This window comes from Micromonospora sp. MW-13 (genome assembly GCF_003434305.1).
Taxonomy (GTDB): Bacteria; Actinomycetota; Actinomycetes; order Mycobacteriales; family Micromonosporaceae; genus Micromonospora.
Genome location: NZ_QKKX01000055.1, coordinates 1 through 21,299, shown reverse-complemented (window position 1 = coordinate 21,299; position 21,299 = coordinate 1). Strand labels below are relative to the sequence as shown.

Below are 21,299 nucleotides of genomic sequence, written 5' to 3'. Positions count from 1 at the left end.
CCGCGTACGTCGAGGCGGCCGGTCGTCAGGAACGGCCCGCCGGGCCCCCGCGGTCGATGGTCGCACCGCGACGGCCGGCGGAGCGGGTCACTTGGTCGGCTGGGCCTTCGAGGTGACCGTGATGGTGCCGGCGGCGATGTCCGCCTTGAGCTTCTCGACCTCGGCCTTGAGGTCCGCCGGGACCTTGCTGTCGAAGTCGTGGTACGGGGCGAGCGAGACGCCGTCGTTGGCCAGGTTGCCCACGAAGCCCGGGGTGGCCTGGAGCTTCTCGCCACCGGCGGCCTTAACCACGGCCTCCTTGACGGAGTCGGCGATGTTCTTGACCACGGTGGTCAGCAGCACCGAGCAGCTCGGGGTGCTCTCACAGCCGTCGGAGTCGACCCAGATGACCGAGTACTTGCCGCCGGAGGCCTGGGCCGCCGCGGTGGTGCCGAGGCCCGCGCCGCCGGCGACCGGCATGATGATGTCCGCACCCTGGGCGACCAGCGTGTCGGAGACCTTCTTGCCCTCGTCCTGCTTGCCGAAGTCGTTGGTGAAGGAACCCTTCTGGGTCGCCTTGTCCCAGCCCAGTACCTGGACGTTCTTGCTCTTGGCCTTGTTGTAGTACGCCACACCGTCGGCGAAGCCGTCCATGAAGATGGTGACCGGCGGGATCGGCAGGCCGCCGTAGGTGCCGACCTTGCCGGTCTTGCTCATCCCGGCGGCCAGGTAGCCGGCCTGGAACGCGGCCTGCGCGGTGTCGAACTGCATCGGGTAGATGTTGCCGACACCCGGGTTCGAGTCGACGATGCCGAACTGCTGGTTCGGGTTCGCCTGGGCGATCTTCTTCGTGGCGTCGGTCATGAGGCCACCGACGGCCAGGATGAAGTCGCACTTCTGGTTGACGTACCCGGTCAGGTTGACCTCGTAGTCCGCCTCGGCCTTCGACGCGACGTACTTGATGTCGATGTTGTCGTTGGCCTTCTTGGCCTCCTGCAGGCCCTTCCAGGCGGAGGTGTTGAACGACTTGTCGTCGATGCCGCCGACGTCGGTCACCATGCAGGCGCTGTACTTCTTGGCGTCGCCGCCACCAGCCTTCTTGTCGTCCTCGGGGGCCTCACCACACGCGGCGGCGCCCAGCACGAGCCCACCCGCCACGAAGGCGGAGGCAATCCGCATCCCACGCACAGAGCGCAAGACGTCTCCTTCCCATTGCACACCGCTGTGCGCGGTGGCAGCCCTTGAGCCGGCCTGCGTTCGTGCCGCCGGCGTCCCACGTTACGGACGGGAGCGTACGCCCGCGCCCACCCACCGGCCGACAATCGTGCACGACTGTTGAGTGCTTGTTACCCCTACGTAACCCTTGGGTGGGGCAGATCACTTCTCGTGCTGGTAGTGGCCGGTCGGGTGTCACGAACGTCCGGTTCCCGCGGCCTATCCCCTGGTCAGGACGTTACCGCCAGAAAACCGCCACCGCCGCGTTGACCAAGGTCAAACCGACGATGGCAAGGAAGTGGCCACGGTTGACCGACTCCCGCTTACGGGAGAAGAAGACCATGACGAAGATCAGCAGCGCGAGCACCAACTTGGTAACAAGTTTCGCGGGGTCCGGTTCGTTGCCGTCGCGCAGGGGCGCGGAGAGGCCGATCCCGGTCAGCAGCATGATCACGGCTCCCCAGAGCATGGCCGGGTTGATCCGCAGCTTCCCGCTGATGTACTGGACGATCGCGCCGCCGAGCAGCAGGGCGAAACCGATCAGATGGACGTAGCGCAGTATCAGTCTCAGAGCTTCCACGCGGACCATCCTCCCCCACCAACGACGCTTCGTAGTAGGGGCCCACCGGGACGATAGGGGGCGAGTAGACGGAGCGCCCGGCCGGATTGTCCCGGCCGGGCGCCTCAACGAGCTGTCCGCCACCGTGGGCGGCGGTACCGTCCGTCAGCCGTCGATCTGCACCGAGCCATTGATCTTGCTGTCCCGCACCGACGCCTTGGCGCCGAGCGCGGTCACCGAACCGTTGACCCGGCTCTCCACGATGGACACCACCGAGGCGCCGTCCGCCTTGACGCCGCCGTTGATGCTCGCGTTGAACGCGATCAGGCCGGCCCCCGGCGCGACCTTCACGCCGCCGTTGACCGTCGCCCCGTCCAGGCAGGCGACTCCGGACGTGACGGTGAGTCCGCCGTTGCGCCGATCGGTGATCACCTCCGTGCACGCCGGGTAGCTGGGCTGGCTCTGCACGTTCAGCTCACCGAAGGCGACCGCGCGGGCGTTGTCGGTACGCGGGTCGGTCAGCTTGAGGACGTCCAGGCCCTTCTGGATGTCACTGGAGTAGATGTATCCGTTGTGGTAGTAGGTCGACCAGGAGCCACCGAGGATCAGGCGGGTCGCCGAGAGCGGCCCCCGCTCCCAGTAGGCGATCTCCTGGGGGTTGGCCGAGTCGGTGAAGTCCCAGACCGAGATGCCGCCCTGGTACCAGGCCTGGACCATGATGTCGCGGCCCATCGCCGGGATGAGCGAGCCGTTGTGCGCCACGCAGTTCTCGGTGCTGGTGTTCTGCCGCGGGATCTTGAAGTAGCTCTTGAACACGAGGGAGCGGTTCGCTCCGGACCCCGCGATGTCGAAGATCGCGTCCGCGCCGCGCTTCGGCCCGATGGTCGGGTTGCAGGTCGCGCTGCTGCCACCACCGAGCTCGTCGGTGAAGACCACCTTGGTGCCGGCGTTGTTGAACGTGGCCGAGTGCCAGAACGCGAAGTTGGTGTCCCGCACCCGGCTGAGCACCACCGGGCTCTCCCGGTCGGCGATGTCCATCAGGATGCCGTCACCCATGCAGGCGCCGGCGGCGAGGTCCAGCTCCGGGTAGACGGTCACGTCGTGGCAGCCGCTGGTCGAGTTCGCCCCGTCGGCGCCGGGGAACAGGTTCGGCGTGGCCACCACGGCGGCCCCGGTCGGGTTGTCCAGCGGCACCTTGATGATCGACAGCTTGTCGTGCGGCGGCTGGCAGTCCAGGGCGCTCGCCGACGGGCTGTACGACTGCACGTAGACGTAGAGGTTGCCGTCGTTCTTGCCGGGCACGAGGGTGTGGGTGTGCGAGCCGCAGTCGGTCTCGATGGCCTTGACGTAGGCCGGGCTGGCCTTGTCGGTCACATCGAAGATCCGGATGCCCTCCCACGAGCTCTTGATGCTCGCGGACTGGCTGGTGCTGTTGCACGAGTCGTTGTTGCGCGACGAGTCGACCGAGAGGAACAGCAGGTTGCCGTAGACCGAGATGTCGTTCTGCGAGCCGGGGCAGACGACCTGGCTGGTGATCTGCGGCGCGCTGGGCTTGCTGACGTCGTAGATGGTGAAGCCGTCGTAGTTGCCGACGAAGGCGTAGTTGCCCTGGAACGCCATGTCGGTGGAGTACGACGCCTCCCGGGCGAACGCCCCGGACTTCGGCAGGTTCGCGATCTGCTGGAGGTTCGGGCTGCTGGCGATCTCGTCCACGCCCGGGGCGGTGTACTCGGCCGCGGCCTGGGCGTCGGACTCCGCCGCGGAGAGGCAGAGCTCGGCGAAGTTGTCCCCGGCTTCCCGCAGCGACTCACAGTTGTCGGCGATCTCGCTGGCGTCGGGTGCGCCGATGGCCGGAGCCCCCGCCACCGCCGTCACCAGGAGAGCGGTGGCGGCGGCGAGGCTGACGGCCCCGATTCTGCGCACCCCTCGTGAGGTCTGTCTGAACATTGGCAACGCCCTTCCTGCAGGGGGTCGGTCAAGAAGTAGCGGGACCATATCCGCTGCCAGGAGGGGAGATTGTGATCTGCGACACTGTCTGGAACCAATCAGAATAACGATTCAATAACAAGGATCGCGGAGCGGCGTCACCAATAACCGAAGGTGGGGCCTATGGCCCATATCCCTGCCACGGCCTTCCGCGCAGGTCAGTGCCGCGCTACGATCCCCGCCAACTTGACCAGCGGCGGGAGTCGACTTGTGCTAGGTAAGCGGGTCCGGATGATCCCTCCCCGGCTTCGGGTGATCGTCCTGGTGGAGTTCGCGGTCCTTGTGGTGTTGGCTGCCGGCGCGGCGGCGGCCGTCGGACTGCGCGCCGACGCCCCGACGCCGTCGGCGCGGGCCACCACCGGGGCCACCCCGCCGGCACCCGTCGCCCAGCCCGGCGTACCGGACTCCACCGCCCCGGTGCTGATGCCCGGGCGGCCCGGTGAGACCGCCCGGACCGCGCGCGCGAACGAGGTGACCCCGGGACCGAGCCCGTCCTACAACACGACGGACGTCCGGTTCGTCACGATGATGATCCCGCACCACGAGCAGGCGCTCGTGATGGCGCGGCTCGCCTCGGGCCGGGCCGGGAACCCGAAGATCATCGCCATCGCCGACCGGATCCTGGCGGCGCAGGCGCCGGAGATCGGCGCGCTGGAGAGCTGGCTGGCGGCCCGGGGCCTGGACCGGAAGTCGGGCAGCGACGACGCGCACCGGCACGGCATGGCGGGCATGCAGTCGGCCGAGGCCCTGCGGGCGCTGGAGACCGCCCGCGGCCCCGCCTTCGACCGGATGTTCGTGGCCATGATGAGCGAGCACCACCAGGGCGCCATCGCCATGGCCCGGGAGGCGCTGGCCCTCGGCGTCGACAGCATCGTCAACGAGACGGCGACCAGCGTCAGCTTCGAACAGTCGGTGGAGATCGAACGGATGCGCGAGGCGCTGGCCGGTTGACCCGACCGAAGCCGCGGCGGCCCGACGGAAGCCGGGCCGCCGCCGGGCCGGTCAGCCGAGTCGCCAGACCTGGAAGGTCGGGCCGTCGGCGGGGAGGACGACCGCGCCGTCGGCGTCCGGGCGCAGCGCGGGAGCGCCGCCGTAGGCGTTCTCCCCCGCGGGCAGGCCGGCGATCCGGACCGGGGCGCCGGCGGACCGCCGGGCCAGCACGAGAACCGCGCCGGTCGGCGCCTCGCGGAGGAAGACCAGGGTGTCCGCGTCGGCGTACACCCGGCGCAGGCCGCCGTGGCGCAGCGCCGGCTCGGTGCGGCGCAGCGCGATCAGCGCCCGGTACGCCGCGAACGTGCCGGCGTCCCAGCTCTGCGGCCGGTGCCACGGCATCGGGGTGCGCGACCCCTCCCCGTTCGTGCCGGTCAGCCCCAGTTCGTCCCCGGCGAAGATCACCGGGGTGCCCGGCATGGTGGCGAGCAGGCCGGCGGCCACCTCCTGCCGGGCCGCGTCGCCGACCACGGTGCGGATCCGGGCCGAGTCGTGCGAGCCGAGGAGCTGCCACGAGTGCACGTACGACCGCCAGGAGATCAGCGACCGGTAACTGTCCATGGTGGCCAGCACCGCGCCGGCGTCCCGCCGCCGGACCCCGCCCGGGGTGCCGAGGAAGTTCGGCACCGGGTCGTCGCCGTGCCGCAGCCAGGACCAGACCGGGTCGGTGAAGCCCACGTAGTTCATCGTGCCGTGCCAGCCGTCGCGGTCGAGGTCGCCGGTGTGGTCGTGGCCGTGCTCGGCGAGCACCAGCCCGTCGGCCCTGGTGTCGGCCACCACCTCGCGCAGCAGCCGGGCCACCTCGTGGGTGTACGCGTCCGCGCCCCGCCGGCCGGTCATGTTCGCCACGTCCACCCGCCAGCCGTCGAGCGCGTACGGGGGCCGCAGCCAGCGGCGCAGCAGGGAGTCCGGTGCGGTGGCGAAGCGGCGGCGCAGCTCGGCACTGCCCCAGTTCAGCTTCGGCAACGACCGCACCCCGTTCCATGACTCGTACGACGGCTCCAGGTCGCAGTGCGGCGTCAGACTCGCCGAGCTGGAGTTGTCGCAGCCGGTCGCCTCGTCGAAGTAGTACAGCCCTCGCTCGGGGGCGTGCGGGTCGGCGCGGGCGGCGGTGAACCACTCGTGCGCGTCGCCGGTGTGGTTGCTGGTGATGTCGCCGAGCAGCCGCCAGCCCCGGGCCCGGACGGCGTCGGCGAGCCGGGCCAGCGCGGCGTCCCCGCCGAGCAGCGGGTCGACGGTGTCGAAGCTGGCCGCGTCGTACCGGTGGTTGGACCGGGCCGGGAAGATCGGCGTCAGGTAGACGGTGTTGACCCCGAGCCGGTCCAGGTGGTCCAGCCGCTCGGCGATGCCGTCCAGGTCGCCGCCGTAGAACTGGCGCGGCGTCTCCGGGCCGCGCCCGATCACCGGGGTGTCCCAGTCACAGGGGATCGCCCAGTCCGGGGCGGGCCGAGCGGCGGCGGCCGCCGAGCGGGCGAACCGGTCCGGGAAGATCTGGTAGATCACCGCGTCCCGGGTCCAGGCCGGCGGCGGGGCATGGCTGACCAGCTTGAAGTCACCGTTGTCCGGCACGTCGTGGTCGAACTGGCCGGCGGCGTTGAGCCAACGGCTGCCGCAGGCGCCGGTGAGCATGAACCGGTAGTTGCTGACCGGGTTGCGCACCTCGACGTCGGCGCGCCACCAGACGTCCCCGCCGGCACGGCGGTCGACGACGGCCTCGACGAAGCGCGGCTCGCCGTCTGCGGTGGTGCGCACGTGCACGGTCCGCACGTCCGCCCCGGCGGGGACCCGGACGAAGACCGGGACGCGCTGCCCGAGGGCGGGCTCCTGCTCGGGAACGTAGGTGGCGGAGCCGTCGTGGTGCGGGTGCAGCGGGATCATGGGCGGGGTCCTTCCGGGTCCGATCCGGTACGGGGAGAGGTCGGCCCCCGTCCACGATGGACGGTGGCCGGTTGCGTGCTCCGGTGTACGTCGTCGAACGCCGACGCCCTTGCCGCAGCGTGGCCGCCGCGGCCGGTCGGGGTGACCGGCCGCGACGCCCGAGCCGAGGAGGCTCAGCCGGTGCGAGCCGAGGGGAGGCTCAGCCCTTCACCGCCCCGGCGGTGAGGCCGGAGACGATGTAGCGCTGGAGGAACTGGAAGACCAGCACCGTCGGGATCGCGGTGAGCAGGGTCGCCACCGCGAAGATGCCGAAGTTGTTGTTCCGCTCGTTGCCCTGGAGCATGCCGTACATGCCGACCGCCAGGGTCTTCGAGTCTGTGCCGGTCAGGAAGACGTTCGCCATCAGGAACTCGTTGATGGTGCCGATGAAGGCGAGCAGGCCGGTCACCGCCAGGATCGGCGCCACCAGCGGCAGCATGATCCGGAAGAAGACCTGGGCGTGGGTGGCCCCGTCCATGGTGGCGGACTCGTCCAGCTCGCGGGGCAGGGTGTCGAAGAAGCCCTTCATCAGCCAGGTGTTCACCCCGAGCGCGCCGCCCAGGTAGAGCAGCAGCAGGCCCCACGGAGTGTTGAAGCCGATCGACGGCCACAGGTCGGTGATCGTGCCGAAGATCAGGAAGATCGCCACGATCGCCAGGAACTGCGGGAACATCTGGATCAGCAGCAGCGAGAGCAGCCCGACCCGCCGGCCCCGGAAGCGCATCCGGGAGAAGGCGTACGCCGCCAGCGACGACAGGAAGACCGACGTGAACGAGGCGACCCCGGCGATCAGCAGCGAGTTGAGGAACCACCGCCCGAACGCGGTGCGCCCGAACAGCTCGCCGAAGTTGCCGAACGACACCCCGTCGGTGGGCACCAGTTCCGTCGAGGAGAGGGTGCCCAGCGGGTTGAGCGCCGCGGAGAGCACGAACACGATCGGGAAGAGGCTGAACAGCACCCCGAGCACGCCGACGACGTGCCGCCAGCCGACCTGGGCGAACCAGCGGTTACGCCGCCGGCCGCCCGCGTCGCGGTTGGCCGGCGGGGGACCGCCGGCCACGTCGCCCGTGGCCGGGACCCCGGTGAGGGTGGTCACGAGTACACCTCCTCCTGCTTGCGGGTGCTCCGGAAGCTCACCGCCGACACCACCGCGACGATGGTGAAGATGAACAGCGAGATCGCCGCCGCGAACCCGAACTCCGCGCCCTGCGCGCCGAACGCCAGCCGGTAGGTGTACGTGATCAGCAGGTCGGTCGCGCCGTTGGTCGGGTTGTCCGCCGGGAACGGCGCGCCCTCGGTGGTCAGGTAGATCGCGTTGAAGTTGTTGAAGTTGTACGCGAACGACGAGATCAGCAGCGGCGAGAGCGCGACCAGCAACAGCGGCAGGGTGACCGCCCGGAACGACTGCCAGGGCGACGCGCCGTCGACGGAGGTGGCCTCGGTCAGCTCGCGTGGGATCGCCTGCAACGCGCCCGTGGCCACCAGGAACATGTACGGGTAGCCGAGCCAGAGCTGCACCAGGATCACCGCGAAGCGGGCGCTCCAGTCGTGGCCGAACCAGTCGATGCTCAGCCCGAACAGGTTGTTGATCAGGCCGAAGTCGGTGTTGAACATGTCCCGCCAGACCAGCAGCATCGCGAACGACGGCATGGCGTACGGCAGGATCAGCAGCACCCGGTAGAGGTTGGTGCCGCGCATCCGGGGCGAGTGCAGCGCCAGCGCGATGAACATGCCGAGGATGAACGTGCCGCCGGTGGAGCCGAGCGCGAAGGCGAAGTTCCAGAGCAGCGTGCCGAGGAACGGCCCGGAGATGTTCTCGTCGGTGAGCACCCGGGTGAAGTTCGACAGGCCGACGTTGACCTTCCAGCCCTGGGCGAGGCGCTCGCCGTCGGCGGCGACGAAGGAGCCGGTCGCCTCGTCGGCCGACCAGGTCTTGCCGGTCTCGTTGTCCTTGACGCAGTCGCAGCCGGCGTCGTACGCCCGGATGGCCTTGCCCTCGTAGGCGCGGGACAGGCCGGACGAGCGCAGCGCGCCCCCGGCGGTCGGCACCACCAGGTCGGTGATCTCCTGGCTGCGGGCGCTGGCCTGACCGAAGTTCAGCACGGTGTAGCCGTCGGCGGCGGTGACCTTGCCGCCCGGGGCGACGGTCACGTCGGCGGCGTCGAGCTGCCGCAGCCCCTCGCCGTCGCCGGCGGAGACCGCACCGGTCCTCGGGTCGGTAACCAGGAAGATCAGCGGCCCGGTGGCCGGGTCGCCCGCGGTGGCGACGGAGAGGGCGTACTCCGCCGAGCCGGGCACCTGCTTGACCGAGGCGGTCTGGATGGCGACGATCGCGTCGTCCTTGCTGCCGCGGTGGCCGTCGCCGAAGTTCGTGAACGCGGTGCTCGCGGTGTACAGCACCGGGACGATCTGGAACGCGATCAGGAACAGCGTGCCGGGGACCAGGTACTTGGCCGGGATGTGCCGGCGGGTGAGGTAGAGGTAGCACAGCCCGGCGGTGGTGACGGCCAGCAGGGCCAGCCCGGCCCACTTCTCGGCCTCGACGAGCGGGAAGGCCGCCCAGATCGCGATCCCGGCCACCAGGCCGAGCAGGACCACCTTGACGGCGAGGCCGGTCGCGGTGATCGGCGCGTGGTGCCGCGCGTTGCGTGCGGTGCGCGGGAGCCCGGAGCCGGCGGGCCCCCGGCCCGGGTTCCGCCTGACGGAACCCGGGCCGGACAGCTTCGTGCTCATTACTTGATCGAGCCGGAGATCGTCTTGCCGGCCGCGGTGATCGTCTTGGCCGGGTCGGCGCCGCCGATGACGGCGGCCTCGGCCTTGCCGAACGGGTCCCAGATCGCGGCCATCGCCGGGATCGCCGGGAGCACCTGGCCGTTCTTGCCGGCCTCGGTGAACTTGGCCAGGTCCGGGTCGCTGCCCTTGACCTGGTCGAGGGCGGCGGTCAGCGCCGGCGGGCGCGGCTCGGCGTTGTACAGCGCCACGGCCAGATCCGGCTTGGTCGTGTAGTTGGCCACGAACTCCTGGGCGAGGGCCTTGTTCTTGCCCTTGGCCGCCACGTAGAAGGCCTGCACGCCCACGAACGGCTGGGCCTCCTTGCCACCGGCGAAGCCGGGGAAGGCGGAGATGTCGTAGGAGATGCCGGCCTTCTTCACGTCGACCGTGGCCCACGGGCCGGAGGCCAGGTAGGCGCACTTCTTGCCGGTGAAGGTGGCGATCGAGTTGGTGTCGGCGATGGAGCGCTTCAGCACGCCCTCGCCCTTCTCACCGAGCGCGCCGATCTTCTTGAACGCCTCGATCGACTCCGGCTTGCCCACGCCCAGGTCCTTCGGGTCGTAGTCGCCGTTGGCGGCGGTGCCGAACAGGTAGCCGCCGGCCGAGGTGTACAGCGGGTAGATGTGGTAGGCGTCGCCGTTCTGGCCGACCTGGAGGCAGAGGATCTCGCTGACCTTCTTCTCGGCCTTGAGCTTCTTGCCGGTGGCGACCAGGTCCTCGATCGTCTTCGGCGCCTCGGGGGCCAGGTCGGTGTTGCGGATCAACGCCAGGTTCTCCTGCGCGTACGGCACGCCGTAGAGCTGGCCGTTGAAGGTGACGGCCTTGATCGCGGTCTCGTTGAACGCGCTCTTCTGGTCGGCGGCGAGCTGCACCGGGTCGATGGCGCCGTTCTGGACCATGTTGCCGATCCAGTCGTGCGCGCCGACCACCACGTCCGGGCCGCTGCCCTGCTGCGAGGCGGTGACGAAGTTGGTCTGCAGGTCCTTGGAGACGGCCTGCACCTCGACGGTCACGCCGTTCTCCTGGCCGAACTTCTCGGCGAAGGGCTTCAGGGCGGCCGTCCGCTTGTCGTCGGCCCAGATCACCAGCTTGCCGCCGGCGGCGTTGGCGGACTCCTTCGCGGCCGGCGCGCTGCTGTCGTCGTCGCCACCGCCGCAGCCGGAGGCGGCCAGCGCCAGGCCGAGAACGGCGACCACACCCGCGGTACGGATGCGCATCGGTACTCCTGTCGTCATGGCGGGTGCGCCGGGGGAAGGGCGGCCCGCCAGTGGGAACCTTCGTAAGTTCTTGCTGCCCGACGCCCGGTTGCTGCGCCGCTGCTCTCGCATGTTTCGGGGACGTTAGCAAGGGGTTGCAGATAATGGAAGGGCTTGCAGGCGTGTACGCAAGAACTTGCCCGTGAGCTAAAGTGCGGCCATGCGCGCTCGACTGTCCGACATCGCCCAACAGGCCGAAGTCAGCGAGGCCACGGTGTCGCGGGTGCTCAACGACCGCCCTGGCGTGGCCCCCGAGACCCGGCAGGCCGTCCTGACCGCACTCGACGTCCTCGGCTACGAACGTCCGGCGCGGCTGCGCAAGCGCAGCGCCGGTCTCGTCGGCCTGGTCGTGCCGGAGCTGGACAACCCGATCTTCCCCGCCTTCGCCCAGGTGATCGAGTCGACCCTGGCGCAGAGCGGGTTCACCCCGGTGCTGTGCACCCAGACCCCGGGCGGGGTCACCGAGGACGAGTACGTCGAGATGCTGCTCGACCGCCAGGTCTCCGGCATCGTGTTCGTCTCCGGCCTGCACGCCGACACCGCGGCCAACCACGACCGGTACCGGGCGCTGATCGCCCGGCCGCTGCCCGTCGTCATGATCAACGGGTACGTGCCGGGCGTCGCCGCGCCCTTCGTCTCCTGCGACGACCGGGAGGCCACCGAGCTGGCCGTGGCCCACCTGGTCGCCCTCGGGCACCGCCGGATCGGCCTGGTCACCGGCCCGGACCGGTTCGTCCCGGTGCAGCGCCGGGTGGCCGGCTGGCGGGCCGCCATGGTGCGCCTGGCGGGCCTGCCGGACACCGAGCTGGCCGAGCTGGCCGAGCTGACCCTGTTCGGGGTGGAGGGCGGCGAGGCGGCGGCCGGGCGGCTGCTGGAGCGCGGGGTGACCGGCGTGGTCTGCGGCTCCGACCTGATGGCGCTCGGCGCGGTCCGGGCGGCCCGGCAGCGCGGCCTGTCCGTGCCGGGCGACCTGTCGGTGGTCGGGTACGACGACTCGCCCCTGATGGCCTTCACCGACCCGCCGCTGACCACGATGCGGCAGCCGGTGGCCGCGATGGCGGTGGCCGCCGTCCGGGCCCTGGTCGACGAGATCAACGGGCACGCCGCGCCGCACTCGGAGTACCTGTTCCGGCCCGAGCTGGTGGTGCGGGGCTCCACCGCCGTCGTCCGGCAGGCCGCCGCCGGCGCGACCCGGCAGCGCCCGGCGCCCCCGGCCCTCGCCGTCCCCGCCTGAGCCCGCCCGCCCCACGCCCGCCCCTGCTCCCGGCCGCCCCCGCGGTCGCCCGCCAGGGTCCCGCCGGCCGCCGTCGCGCACCACGGGGGCCGGCGATTCCGGCACCGGGCCGACGTCGGCACCGCACCCCCGCCAGCACCGGCGTCATTTCTTGCGCAAACCCTGCTTGACTCTTGCAGCAACCGGGCGGCATCCTGCTCTGACACCCGGGTGGCACACCACTGTGCCACGCCGCACCACGCAGTCCGCGCCACAGAACGGGGATCGCCACCGATGACCGCCAGCAACCCCACGCCGCTGACCTCCGACGACGACTGGTGGCGCTCCGCGGCCGTCTACCAGGTCTACGTCCGCAGCTTCGCCGACTCCGACGGCGACGGCGTCGGCGACCTGCGGGGCATCCGCGAGCGCCTGCCGTACCTGCGTGACCTCGGGGTCGACGCGCTCTGGCTCACCCCCTTCTACACCTCGCCGATGGTCGACGGCGGCTACGACGTGGCCGACTACCGCGACGTCGACCCGATGTTCGGCACGCTCACCGACTTCGACGCGATGATCACCGACGCGCACGCCCTGGGCCTGCGGATCATCGTCGACCTGGTGCCCAACCACACCTCCAGCGCGCACCCGTGGTTCACCGCCGCGCTGGCCGCCGCCCCCGGCTCCCCCGAGCGGGCCCGCTACCTCTTCGCCGAGGGCAGGGGCGCCGACGGCGAGCTGCCGCCGAACGACTGGGAGAGCATCTTCGGCGGCCCGGCCTGGACCCGGGTGCCCGACGGCCAGTGGTACCTGCACCTGTTCGACCCGGCCCAGCCGGACCTCAACTGGCGGCACCCCGAGGTCCGCGCCGAGTTCGAGGACGTCCTGCGGTTCTGGCTCGACCGGGGCGTGGACGGGTTCCGCATCGACGTGGCCCACGGCATGATCAAGGCCGAGGGGCTGCCGGACGTCGGCTTCAGCAGCATGACCACCGGCCGGCGCCAGTCGGAGCTGCTCGGCAAGGGCCGGCTGCCCTACTTCGACCAGGACGAGGTGCACGACATCTACCGGTCCTGGCGGCCGATCCTGGACAGCTACCCCGGCGGCCGGATGGCGGTCGCCGAGGCGTGGGCCGAGACGCCGCAGCGACTGGCCCGCTACATCGGCCCGGACGAGCTGCACCAGGCGTTCAGCTTCGACTTCCTCGACGCCACCTGGTCGGCCGACTCGTTCCGCAAGGTGATCGACACCGCGCTGGCCGAGGCGAAGATCGTCGGCGCGCCGACCACCTGGGTGCTGTCCAACCACGACAAGCAGCGGCACGTCACCCGGTACGGCGACGGCGAGATCGGGCTGCGCCGGGCCCGGGCGGCCAGCCTGCTGATGCTCGCCCTGCCCGGCTGCGCGTACCTCTACCAGGGCGAGGAGCTGGGCCTGCCGGAGGTGCTCGACCTGCCGGACGAGCTGCGCCAGGACCCGTCGTTCCTGCGCACCGGCGAGAGCCGGGACGGCTGCCGGGTGCCGATCCCGTGGAGCGGTGAGCTGGCCCCGTACGGCTTCGGCCCCGAGGGCGGCACGCCGAGCTGGCTACCGGCCCCGGCCACCTGGGCCGCCCTCTCCGTCGCCGCCCAGGCCGGGGTGCCCGGCTCGACGCTGGAGCTCTACCGCGCCGCGCTGCGGATCCGGCACTCCCACCCCGCGCTCGGCCGGGACGCAGGCGGGGTGGTCTGGCTGGAGACCACCGGCCCGGGGGTGCTGGCCTTCCGCCGGACCGCCGGCGACGCCGAGCTGACCTGCGTGGTCAACCTCAGCGACGCCGAGATCCTGATCGACGGGTACGGCCGGCCGGTCGCCGCCAGCGCGGAACTCACCGAGCAGGGCGCCGGGCACGTCCTGCCGGTGGACGCCGCCGCGTGGTTCGACCGGCGCCGAGCGGGGTAACCCGCTGTTGAGCCCCTGGTCGTCCGTCGTGCCCCGCGCCGACGGGCGGCTGGGTCGTCGACCCCTTGTGGTGGGGGGTGAGGTGCCGCCGGCGCCTCGTGGAGTCCGCTCCGCGGGGCGCCGGCGGCCATCTGGGCCACGGGATCGACGCGCACCGCTCCGCCGGGCACCTCCCGGCAGACGGTACGGGGAACCGGTCAGCCGCCCTTCTCGGTGAGCAGCTTGGCGATCCGGGCGAAGCCGGCCCGCAGCTCGGCCTCGTCCGGCGCCGGCTGCGGCCCGGTCCGGTCGTCCGCCTCGGCTGCCGCCTCCAGCTCGTCGTCGACGACGTCCTCGAAGTCGCCGTAGAGGTCGGCCGCCTCGATCCGGTTCGCCTCGTCCCGCGCGGCGAGCTGGGCGGCGGCGATCTCGCTGCGGATCTCGTCCGGCGACAGCGCCGGCAGCAGGGGCTCGACCACCGCCATGAACTGCTCCTCGGCCACCACCGACTCGGCGAGGGCCAGCGCGTGCGGTCGCTCGTACGGGCCGCAGACCACCGGCTCCCACTCGTCGGCGTCGCCGAGCGGCCCGAAGGTGATGATCCACGGCAGGCCGAGCATCGGCGAGTCCGCCGGCAGGTCCAACGTCACGAGAGCGCCCACGCGCTCATCATGGGGGGTCTTCACGTTCGAGTGGGCAGCTTTTGCCCGGATTGCCGGCTGTTCGGCTGCCGGTCCGGCGCTTGTCCACCGCCCGACCGAGGCTCACTCAGCCCGCCGGGCCGCGTCGAGGGCGGCCCGGACCAGGGCCAGCGCGGCGTCCGGCGCGACCCCGAGCCGGGCGGCCTCGGCCGCGTACCCGGCCGCCACCCGCTGCAACCGGTCCACCGCGTCGTCCCGGCCCGGCGCCACGAAGGTGCCGTGCCGCCCCCGCGTCTCCAGCAGCCCGGCGGCCTCCAGTTCGCGGTACGCCCGGGCCACCGTGTTCACCGCCAGCCCCAGTTCCTCGGCGAGCCGGCGGACCGTCGGCAGCCGGGTGCCGACCGGCAGCCGCCCGTCGCCGATCTGCTCGGCGAGCCGGCCGCGCACCTGCTCGTACGGCGGCACCGGCGACGCCGGGTCCACGGTGATCCGCATGTCAGCCCGCTCCCCCGGGCGCGCCCGGATCGGTGTCGACGTCGATGTCGGCCGGTGCCGGCCCCTCGGCCAGGTCCACCACCCGGCCGTACGGGCTGGTCGCGGCGAGCGCCGCGCCGAACAGGACGAGCTGGTTGAGCAGGTAGAGGTAGAGCAGTACGCCGACCGCACCGGCCACCACCGTGTACGCCGGGTTCCGCTCGGTGCGCACCACGTAGTACCGCCCGACCGTGTTCAGCAGCGTGATGCCGACCGCGACCGCGAACACCACCGGGCGCAGCCGGCGCCGGCTCATCCGCAGCCGGGGCACCGCCACCAGCAGCGCGGTCGCCAGCACCGCGTTGACCAGCACGCTGAGCGCCGCGCTCACCACCGTCAGCCCCACCGAGCCGGTGCTGCTCAGCAGGAACCGCAGCAGCGACTCCAGCGCGTCCACGGCGGCCACCGAGACGCCGAGCATCACGAACACCAGCAGCAGCACGCCCAGGTCGACCAGCCGGCGCACCACCAGGTTGCCGGGCTGCTGGTTGAGCCCGTACATCAGCCGCTGCGACGAGCGGATCGCCTCCACCCAGCCGATCCCGGTGAAGGCCAGGATGACCAGGCCGACCACGCCGACGGTGTTGCTGCTCTGGGCGATCTGCTCCGGGTCCAGGAAGGGCAGGTTCTCCCGGAGGAACCCGGCGGCGGCGGCGCTGACCTCGTCGTTGTCCTCCAGGATCGCCCCGAAGACCGAGTACGCGACCAGGGCGAGCGCGAAGACCGCGAAGAAGCCGTAGTACGCGATGGCCGCCGCCAGCCGCCCGGCGAGCACCTCGCCGTACAGCATCCCGGCCCGCCACAGGTGGTCGAACGTCCGTGACCGGCGGCGCGCGGCGGTGACCCGCCGGTCGACGCCGGCCCCGATCCGCCCGATCACGTTCACGCCGTCATCCTCGCCGATCGACCGCCGGTACGTCGACGGCCCGCCGGTTCAGGTGCCGAGGAGAAAGTCCCGGCGCGGCTGCCACCGGGTCTGCCCGCTGTGCGAGAAGAGGGTGAACGCGTCCACCTCGAACATCGCCGAGAAGTCGGCCAGGTCCTCGTACGCCTTGTCCAGCGCCTCCGGGGCGACGTCCTGCGCCACCGTGACGTGCGGGTGGTACGGGAAGCGGGCCTCCCGGTGCAGCTCGGGCGCGGCCCTGATCGCGGCGGCCAGCAACTCGCACTCGCTGATCCCGGCGGCCACCGCCACGAAGACCACCTGGGTGACCGGGCGGAACGTGCCGGTGCCGCGCAGGTGCAGGGTGAACGGCAGGTGGGCGGCGGCCACCGCGGCGAGGTGCCGCTCGACCGCCGGCAGCGCCGCCAGCGGGATCTCGGTGGGCCCGAGCAGCGTCACGTGCGCCGGGACCACCTGGGGGTCGCCGGCCTCGACCCGCCGCCGGGTGAGTGTCCCGCCCCACGGCTCCGGGATGTCCACCGCGATCCCGATCTGGATGGTGTCACCGGCCACCGGTGCCCCGTCCCTGCGATCCACGCTCCGCGCCACCCCTCCGGCCACCGACCCGTCCACCCGTACCTCCCGCGGGCCGGCTACTCGACGCGCACCGGCGGGAGGAAACCGACCCGCTCGTACGCGTCGCGCAGCGTCGCCGAGGCCACCACGCGGGCCTTCTCAGCGCCGGCCGCGAGCAGCTTGTCGAGCTGGGCCGGGTCGTCGAGGTACGCCCGGGTGCGCTCCTGGATCGGCGTGACGAACTCCCGGACCACCTCGGCCAGGTCCTTCTTCAGGTCGCCGTAGCCCCTGCCGGCGTACGCGGCGACCAGGTCGTCGATGCCCCGCCCGCCCAGCGCCGAGTAGATGGTGAGCAGGTTGGAGACGCCCGGCTTGGTCTCGGTGTCGAAGACGATCTCCCGGCCGGTGTCGGTGACCGCCGAACGGATCTTCTTGGCCGAGCGGGCCGGGTCCTCCAGCAGGTCCACGATGCCGGTCGGCGAGGACGACGACTTCGACATCTTCGCGGTCGGGTCCTGGAGGTCGGTGATCTTCGCGGTGTCCTTCACGATGTGCGGCGCGGGGACGGTGAACGTCCGGCCGAACTGCGAGTTGAATCGCTGGGCCAGGTCGCGGGAGAGCTCCAGGTGCTGGCGCTGGTCCTCGCCGACCGGGACGGCGTCGGCCTGGTAGAGCAGGATGTCGGCCGCCTGGAGGATCGGGTACGTGAACAGGCCGACGCTGGACCGGTCGCCGCCCTGCTTCTGCGACTTGTCCTTGAACTGGGTCATCCGGCTGGCCTCGCCGAAGCCGGTGATGCAGCCGAGCACCCAGGCCAGTTGCGGGTGCTCGGGCACCTGCGACTGGACGAACAGGGTGCTGCGCTCCGGGTCCAGGCCGACCGCCAGAAGCTGCGCGGCGGCCACCCGGGACCGCTGGCGCAGCACCGCCGGGTCGTGCCCCGCGGTGATGGCGTGCAGGTCGACCACGCAGTAGAACCCGTCATGGGTGTCCTGCAACGCCACCCAGTGCCGCACCGCGCCGAGGTAGTTTCCGAGGTGGAACGAGTCGGCCGTCGGCTGGATGCCGGAGAAGACGCGTGGGCGGGCGGGTACGTCGGACATGCCGGCAATTCTGTCAGCACCTCCCGCCGTACGTCATGACGGCCCGGCGGGTCGGCTCTCGGCCGCCGGCACCGGGGCGGCGACCTCGCGCCGCGGCTCGGGCAGGCGCACCGCGGAGACCGCGAGCCGGGCCACCCGGCGCCCTTCCAGCGCGAGCACCCGCAGCAGCCACCCCCCGGGCGGGACGTCCGGGGGGTGGCCGTCGGTGGGGGCCAGGGGCACCAGCACCTCGTCGCCGTCGATCGGCAGCCGGCCGAGCGCGGCCATCACGTACCCGCCGACCGTCTCGTACGGGCCGGCGGGCAGCCGTACCCCGGTGCGCTCGGCGAAGTCGGCGAGGTTGAGCCGGCCGTCCACCACGGCGGGCAGCCCGGCCAGCGCCGGCTCGGCGGCGCCGTCGTGCTCGTCGTGGATCTCCCCGACCAGTTCCTCGATCAGGTCCTCGCACGTGACGATGCCGGCGGTGCCGCCGTACTCGTCGACCACCACCGCCAGGTGGTGGCCCTCGCGGCGCATCTCGGTCAGCGCGGCCAACACCCGCTTGCTACCGGGCAGCCGCTTGACCTCCCGGGCCAGCTCGCCGACGGCGGTGTCCGGGTCGAGGTCGGGACGCAGCAGCACGTCGCGCAGGTGGACGAAGCCGACCACGTCGTCGTGGGTGCCGTCGACCACCGGGTACCGGGTGTGCGTCTCGGCCCGGACCAGCCGCTCCGCCTCGGCCAGGCTCAGCCCGACGGAGAGGAAGACCACCTCGGTGCGGGGCATCATCACCTCACGGACCAGGCTCGCGCCGGCCACCAGCACCTCGTCGATGATCCGCCGCTCGTCCGGGTCGAGGACGGTGTTGGCGGCGACCAGGTCGCGCAGCTCCGCCTCGCTGATCCGTTCCCGGCCGGCCGCGGGGCTGGCCCCGAGCAGGTCGGTGACCAGCCGGGTGGCGCCGTCGGCGGCCCGGACCACCAGCCGGGCGACCGCCCGGGCCAGCGGCCCCGGCTCGCGTCGGGCCCGCCCCGACGATCGTCGTCGGGGCCCGGGACCGCCCGCTTCCCGCATGCCTGTAGATGGTAAGGCCCCGAAGGGCCCGGCATGGGCGGTAGCGCCCGAAGGGCAGAGCCGGGCGGTGCCGCCCGGATCGCCCCGTCGAGGTGGCGGAGCCGGTGTGTTCGGAACTGTTCGTTGTTGCGGGTTCATGGTGGGATGGCGGGTGGCGACGCGACCGCTTTCACCCGGCCGGCGGCTCGTCGGCACCGCGCCGCCGCGGCGGGCCACCGTAGGGTGATCACGAACGGCCGCGGCTCGGCACGGCCAGGCAGGAGGACCCGACGTGAAACTGCTCGTCACCGGCGGCGCCGGCTACATCGGCAGCGTGGTGACCCGGCTGCTGCTCGACGCCGGCCACGAGGTGGTCGTCCTCGACGACCTGCGCACCGGGCACCGCGAGGCGCTCGCCCCGGAGGCCACCTGGGTCGACGCGCCGATCCACGACGCCGCCCGGGTACTCACCCCGGGGGCGGGCTTCGACGGGGTGCTGCACCTCGCCGCCCTGATCGCCGCCGGCGAATCGATGGTCCGGCCGGAGCTGTACTGGCACACCAACACCGTCGGCTCGCTCGCCCTGATCGACGCGGTCCGGGCCGCCGGCGTGCCACGGATGGTCTTCTCCTCCACCGCCGCCGTCTACGGAAACCCGGTCGAGCTGCCCATCCCGGAGACCGCCGTCAAGGCCCCCACCAACACGTACGGCGCCACCAAGCTGGCCGTCGACATGGCGCTCACCTCCGAGGCGATCGGGCACGACCTGGCCGCCGTGTCGCTGCGCTACTTCAACGTCGCCGGGGCGTACCTGCACGGCGACCTCGCCATCGGCGAGCGGCACGACCCGGAGACCCACCTCATCCCGATCGCCCTGGACGTGGCCGCCGGCCGGCGGGAGAAGCTCCAACTCTTCGGCGACGACTACCCCACGGTCGACGGCACCTGCGTGCGCGACTACATCCACGTCGAGGACCTGGCCCGCGCCCACCTGCTGGCGCTCGCCGCCGCCGCGCCCGGCCGGCACCGGATCTACAACCTGGGCAACGGCGCCGGGTTCACCAACCGGCAGGTCGTCGACGTGGTCCGCGAGGTCACCGGCCGGCCGCTGCCGGTCGAGGTGGCGCCGCGCCGCGAGGGCGACCCGGCCGAGCTGGTCGCCTCCTCCGCGCTGGCCCGCGAGGAACTGGGCTGGGTGCCCGAGAAGCCGACCCTGCACGACATGGTCGGCGACGCCTGGGCCTTCTACCGCAGGCACGTCCCGGGGCGCCCGTGACCGACCCCGCGCGTCCCGGCCCCACCGGCGACGTCGCCGACCGCGCCACCGCCGGCTTCCTGCACCGGTACGGCGAGCCACCCGCCGGCCGCTGGGCGGCTCCCGGCCGGGTCAACCTGATCGGCGAGCACACCGACTACAACGACGGGTTCGTGCTGCCGTTCGCGCTGCCGCTGCGTACCGTCGTCGCCGCCGCCCCGCAGGACGACGGGCGGTGGACGGTCGGGTCGGAGCTGTCCGACTCCCCGGTCGAGTTCGGCACCGACGAGGTCGCCGGGCCCGGCCGGGTCACCGGCTGGGGCGCGTACGTGGCCGGGGTGGTCTGGGCGCTGCGCGACGCCGGCCACCACGTGCCCGGCGCCCGGCTGGCCATCGCCTCGGACGTGCCGCTCGGCTCCGGGCTCTCCTCCTCGGCCGCGCTGGAGGCCGCCGTGCTGGCCGCGCTGGTCGACCTCGGCGGGGTGGACCTGCCGGCCGAGCGGCGGCCCCGGCTCGCCCAGCGGGCCGAGAACGGCTACGTCGGCGCGCCCACCGGGATCATGGACCAGTCAGCGGTGATCCGCTGCCGCGCCGGCCACGCGCTGTTCCTCGACTGCCGCACCGAGGCCGTCGAGCACGTCCCGTTCGACCTGGCCGCCGCCGGCCTGGCCGTGCTGGTGGTCGACAGCCGGGCCCCGCACCGGCACGCCGACGGCGAGTACGCCTCCCGCCGCGCCTCCTGCGAGCAGGCGGCGGAGCTGCTCGGGGTGGCCGCGCTGCGCGACGTCCCCGCCGCCGGGCTGGACGAGGCCCTCGCCCGGCTCGACGACGACGAGATCCGCCGCCGGGTCCGGCACGTGGTCACCGAGGACCAGCGGGTGCTCGACACCGTCGAACTGCTACGCGCCGGCCGGATCCGGGACATCGGGCCGCTGCTGACCGCCTCGCACGCCTCGATGCGGGACGACTTCGAGATCACCGTGCCGGAGATCGACACGGCGGTCGAGGCGGCCCTCGCCGGCGGGGCGTACGGGGCCCGGATGACCGGCGGCGGCTTCGGCGGCTGCGTCCTCGCCCTGGTCGACGCGGACCGCTCCGACGCGGTGGCGGACGCCGTCACGACCGCGTACGCCGGCCGAGGATTCCGCGCCCCCAACTTCCACCTGGCCGCCCCCGCCCCCGCCACCCACCGCCTCCCCTGACCACCCACCCGCCTTCCTCCGCGCGAATTCACGGAAAGAGTGGCTATCCGGGCCGGGATAGCCACTCTTTCCGTGAATCTGCGGCCCAGTCGAAGGCGGGTGGGTCAGGCGGTTTCGACGATCATGCCGGCGCCCACCGTGCGGTTGGTGGTCTCGTCGATGATCACGAAGCCGCCGGTGGTGCGGTTGCGGCGGTACTCGTCGGCGAGCAGCGGCACGGTGGTGCGTAGCCGGACCCGGCCGATCTCGTTGAGCTTCAGCTCGGC

At 72.2% G+C, this 21,299-nt stretch carries 18 protein-coding genes and 1 pseudogene; 5 read left to right on the top strand and 14 right to left on the bottom strand.

Annotated features, from left to right (window positions below; all coding sequences use genetic code 11):
* Nucleotides 1–87 precede the first annotated feature (87 nt).
* From C5N14_RS24385 to C5N14_RS24375, 3 genes are all read right to left on the bottom strand, one after another.
* On the bottom strand, nucleotides 88–1,158 hold the full coding sequence (locus C5N14_RS24385) for a BMP family protein (RefSeq protein ID WP_117671029.1): 1,071 nt from the start codon (nucleotides 1,156–1,158) through the stop codon (nucleotides 88–90).
* A gap of 274 nt (nucleotides 1,159–1,432) precedes the next feature.
* Entirely contained in the window at nucleotides 1,433–1,774 is a 342-nt protein-coding gene (locus C5N14_RS24380; protein WP_117671027.1) for a hypothetical protein, read from the bottom strand.
* A gap of 144 nt (nucleotides 1,775–1,918) precedes the next feature.
* Nucleotides 1,919–3,700: an LVIVD repeat-containing protein gene (locus C5N14_RS24375; protein WP_117671025.1), complete on the bottom strand. Its 1,782-nt coding sequence runs from the start codon at nucleotides 3,698–3,700 to the stop codon at nucleotides 1,919–1,921.
* 270 nt (nucleotides 3,701–3,970) lie between these two features.
* Between C5N14_RS24375 and C5N14_RS24370 the strand changes: the two genes are divergently transcribed.
* Nucleotides 3,971–4,690: a DUF305 domain-containing protein gene (locus C5N14_RS24370; RefSeq protein ID WP_165878213.1), complete on the top strand. Its 720-nt coding sequence runs from the start codon at nucleotides 3,971–3,973 to the stop codon at nucleotides 4,688–4,690.
* A gap of 51 nt (nucleotides 4,691–4,741) precedes the next feature.
* Here C5N14_RS24370 and C5N14_RS24365 read toward each other — a convergent pair whose 3' ends face one another.
* From C5N14_RS24365 to C5N14_RS24350, 4 genes are all read right to left on the bottom strand, one after another.
* Nucleotides 4,742–6,604: a glycoside hydrolase family 13 protein gene (locus C5N14_RS24365; RefSeq protein WP_117671049.1), complete on the bottom strand. Its 1,863-nt coding sequence runs from the start codon at nucleotides 6,602–6,604 to the stop codon at nucleotides 4,742–4,744.
* A 202-nt stretch (nucleotides 6,605–6,806) separates the two neighbouring features.
* A complete protein-coding gene (locus tag C5N14_RS24360; RefSeq protein WP_117671047.1) occupies nucleotides 6,807–7,706 on the bottom strand; it encodes a sugar ABC transporter permease in 900 nt (299 codons plus the stop codon).
* A gap of 32 nt (nucleotides 7,707–7,738) precedes the next feature.
* A complete protein-coding gene (locus C5N14_RS24355) occupies nucleotides 7,739–9,379 on the bottom strand; it encodes an ABC transporter permease subunit (protein WP_117671021.1) in 1,641 nt (546 codons plus the stop codon).
* The gene (locus tag C5N14_RS24350; RefSeq protein ID WP_117671019.1) at nucleotides 9,379–10,635 is read right to left on the bottom strand and encodes a maltose ABC transporter substrate-binding protein; all 1,257 of its coding nucleotides are present in this window, start codon (nucleotides 10,633–10,635) and stop codon (nucleotides 9,379–9,381) included. Before C5N14_RS24350 ends, C5N14_RS24355 begins: the two co-directional genes overlap by 1 nt.
* A 199-nt stretch (nucleotides 10,636–10,834) precedes the next feature.
* On the opposite strand from C5N14_RS24350, the gene C5N14_RS24345 reads away from it, so the two are divergent.
* Complete coding sequence (locus C5N14_RS24345) at nucleotides 10,835–11,908, top strand: LacI family DNA-binding transcriptional regulator (protein ID WP_117671017.1); 1,074 nt, start codon at nucleotides 10,835–10,837, stop codon at nucleotides 11,906–11,908.
* 273 nt (nucleotides 11,909–12,181) lie between these two features.
* A complete protein-coding gene (locus tag C5N14_RS24340) occupies nucleotides 12,182–13,828 on the top strand; it encodes a glycoside hydrolase family 13 protein (RefSeq protein ID WP_117671015.1) in 1,647 nt (548 codons plus the stop codon).
* A gap of 197 nt (nucleotides 13,829–14,025) precedes the next feature.
* Here C5N14_RS24340 and C5N14_RS24335 read toward each other — a convergent pair whose 3' ends face one another.
* The 6 genes from C5N14_RS24335 to C5N14_RS24310 form a co-directional block, all read right to left on the bottom strand.
* Complete coding sequence (locus tag C5N14_RS24335; RefSeq protein WP_117671013.1) at nucleotides 14,026–14,469, bottom strand: hypothetical protein; 444 nt, start codon at nucleotides 14,467–14,469, stop codon at nucleotides 14,026–14,028.
* Between the two features lie 102 nt (nucleotides 14,470–14,571).
* Nucleotides 14,572–14,943, bottom strand: coding sequence for a GntR family transcriptional regulator (locus tag C5N14_RS24330; RefSeq protein WP_117671011.1), 372 nt, complete (start codon nucleotides 14,941–14,943; stop codon nucleotides 14,572–14,574).
* A 1-nt stretch (nucleotide 14,944) separates the two neighbouring features.
* The gene (locus C5N14_RS24325) at nucleotides 14,945–15,868 is read right to left on the bottom strand and encodes a YihY/virulence factor BrkB family protein (RefSeq protein ID WP_117671009.1); all 924 of its coding nucleotides are present in this window, start codon (nucleotides 15,866–15,868) and stop codon (nucleotides 14,945–14,947) included.
* A 48-nt stretch (nucleotides 15,869–15,916) separates the two neighbouring features.
* Nucleotides 15,917–16,498, bottom strand: a complete 582-nt coding sequence (locus C5N14_RS24320; RefSeq protein WP_117671007.1) for a 2'-5' RNA ligase family protein — start codon at nucleotides 16,496–16,498, stop codon at nucleotides 15,917–15,919.
* A 20-nt stretch (nucleotides 16,499–16,518) separates the two neighbouring features.
* The gene (gene trpS / locus C5N14_RS24315; RefSeq protein WP_117671005.1) at nucleotides 16,519–17,544 is read right to left on the bottom strand and encodes a tryptophan--tRNA ligase; all 1,026 of its coding nucleotides are present in this window, start codon (nucleotides 17,542–17,544) and stop codon (nucleotides 16,519–16,521) included.
* A gap of 33 nt (nucleotides 17,545–17,577) precedes the next feature.
* Nucleotides 17,578–18,597 (bottom strand): hemolysin family protein, encoded by a 1,020-nt coding sequence (locus tag C5N14_RS24310; protein ID WP_117671003.1) that lies wholly within the window; start codon nucleotides 18,595–18,597, stop codon nucleotides 17,578–17,580.
* A gap of 271 nt (nucleotides 18,598–18,868) precedes the next feature.
* Between C5N14_RS24310 and galE the strand changes: the two genes are divergently transcribed.
* Both galE and galK read left to right on the top strand, forming a co-directional pair.
* Complete coding sequence (gene galE, locus C5N14_RS24305; protein ID WP_117671001.1) at nucleotides 18,869–19,852, top strand: UDP-glucose 4-epimerase GalE; 984 nt, start codon at nucleotides 18,869–18,871, stop codon at nucleotides 19,850–19,852.
* The gene (gene galK / locus C5N14_RS24300; protein ID WP_117670999.1) at nucleotides 19,849–21,033 is read left to right on the top strand and encodes a galactokinase; all 1,185 of its coding nucleotides are present in this window, start codon (nucleotides 19,849–19,851) and stop codon (nucleotides 21,031–21,033) included. The genes galE and galK overlap by 4 nt, the downstream gene beginning before the upstream one ends.
* A gap of 104 nt (nucleotides 21,034–21,137) precedes the next feature.
* Here galK and C5N14_RS24295 read toward each other — a convergent pair.
* Nucleotides 21,138–21,299 (bottom strand): annotated as a pseudogene (locus tag C5N14_RS24295) (sulfate adenylyltransferase); the annotation flags it as partial.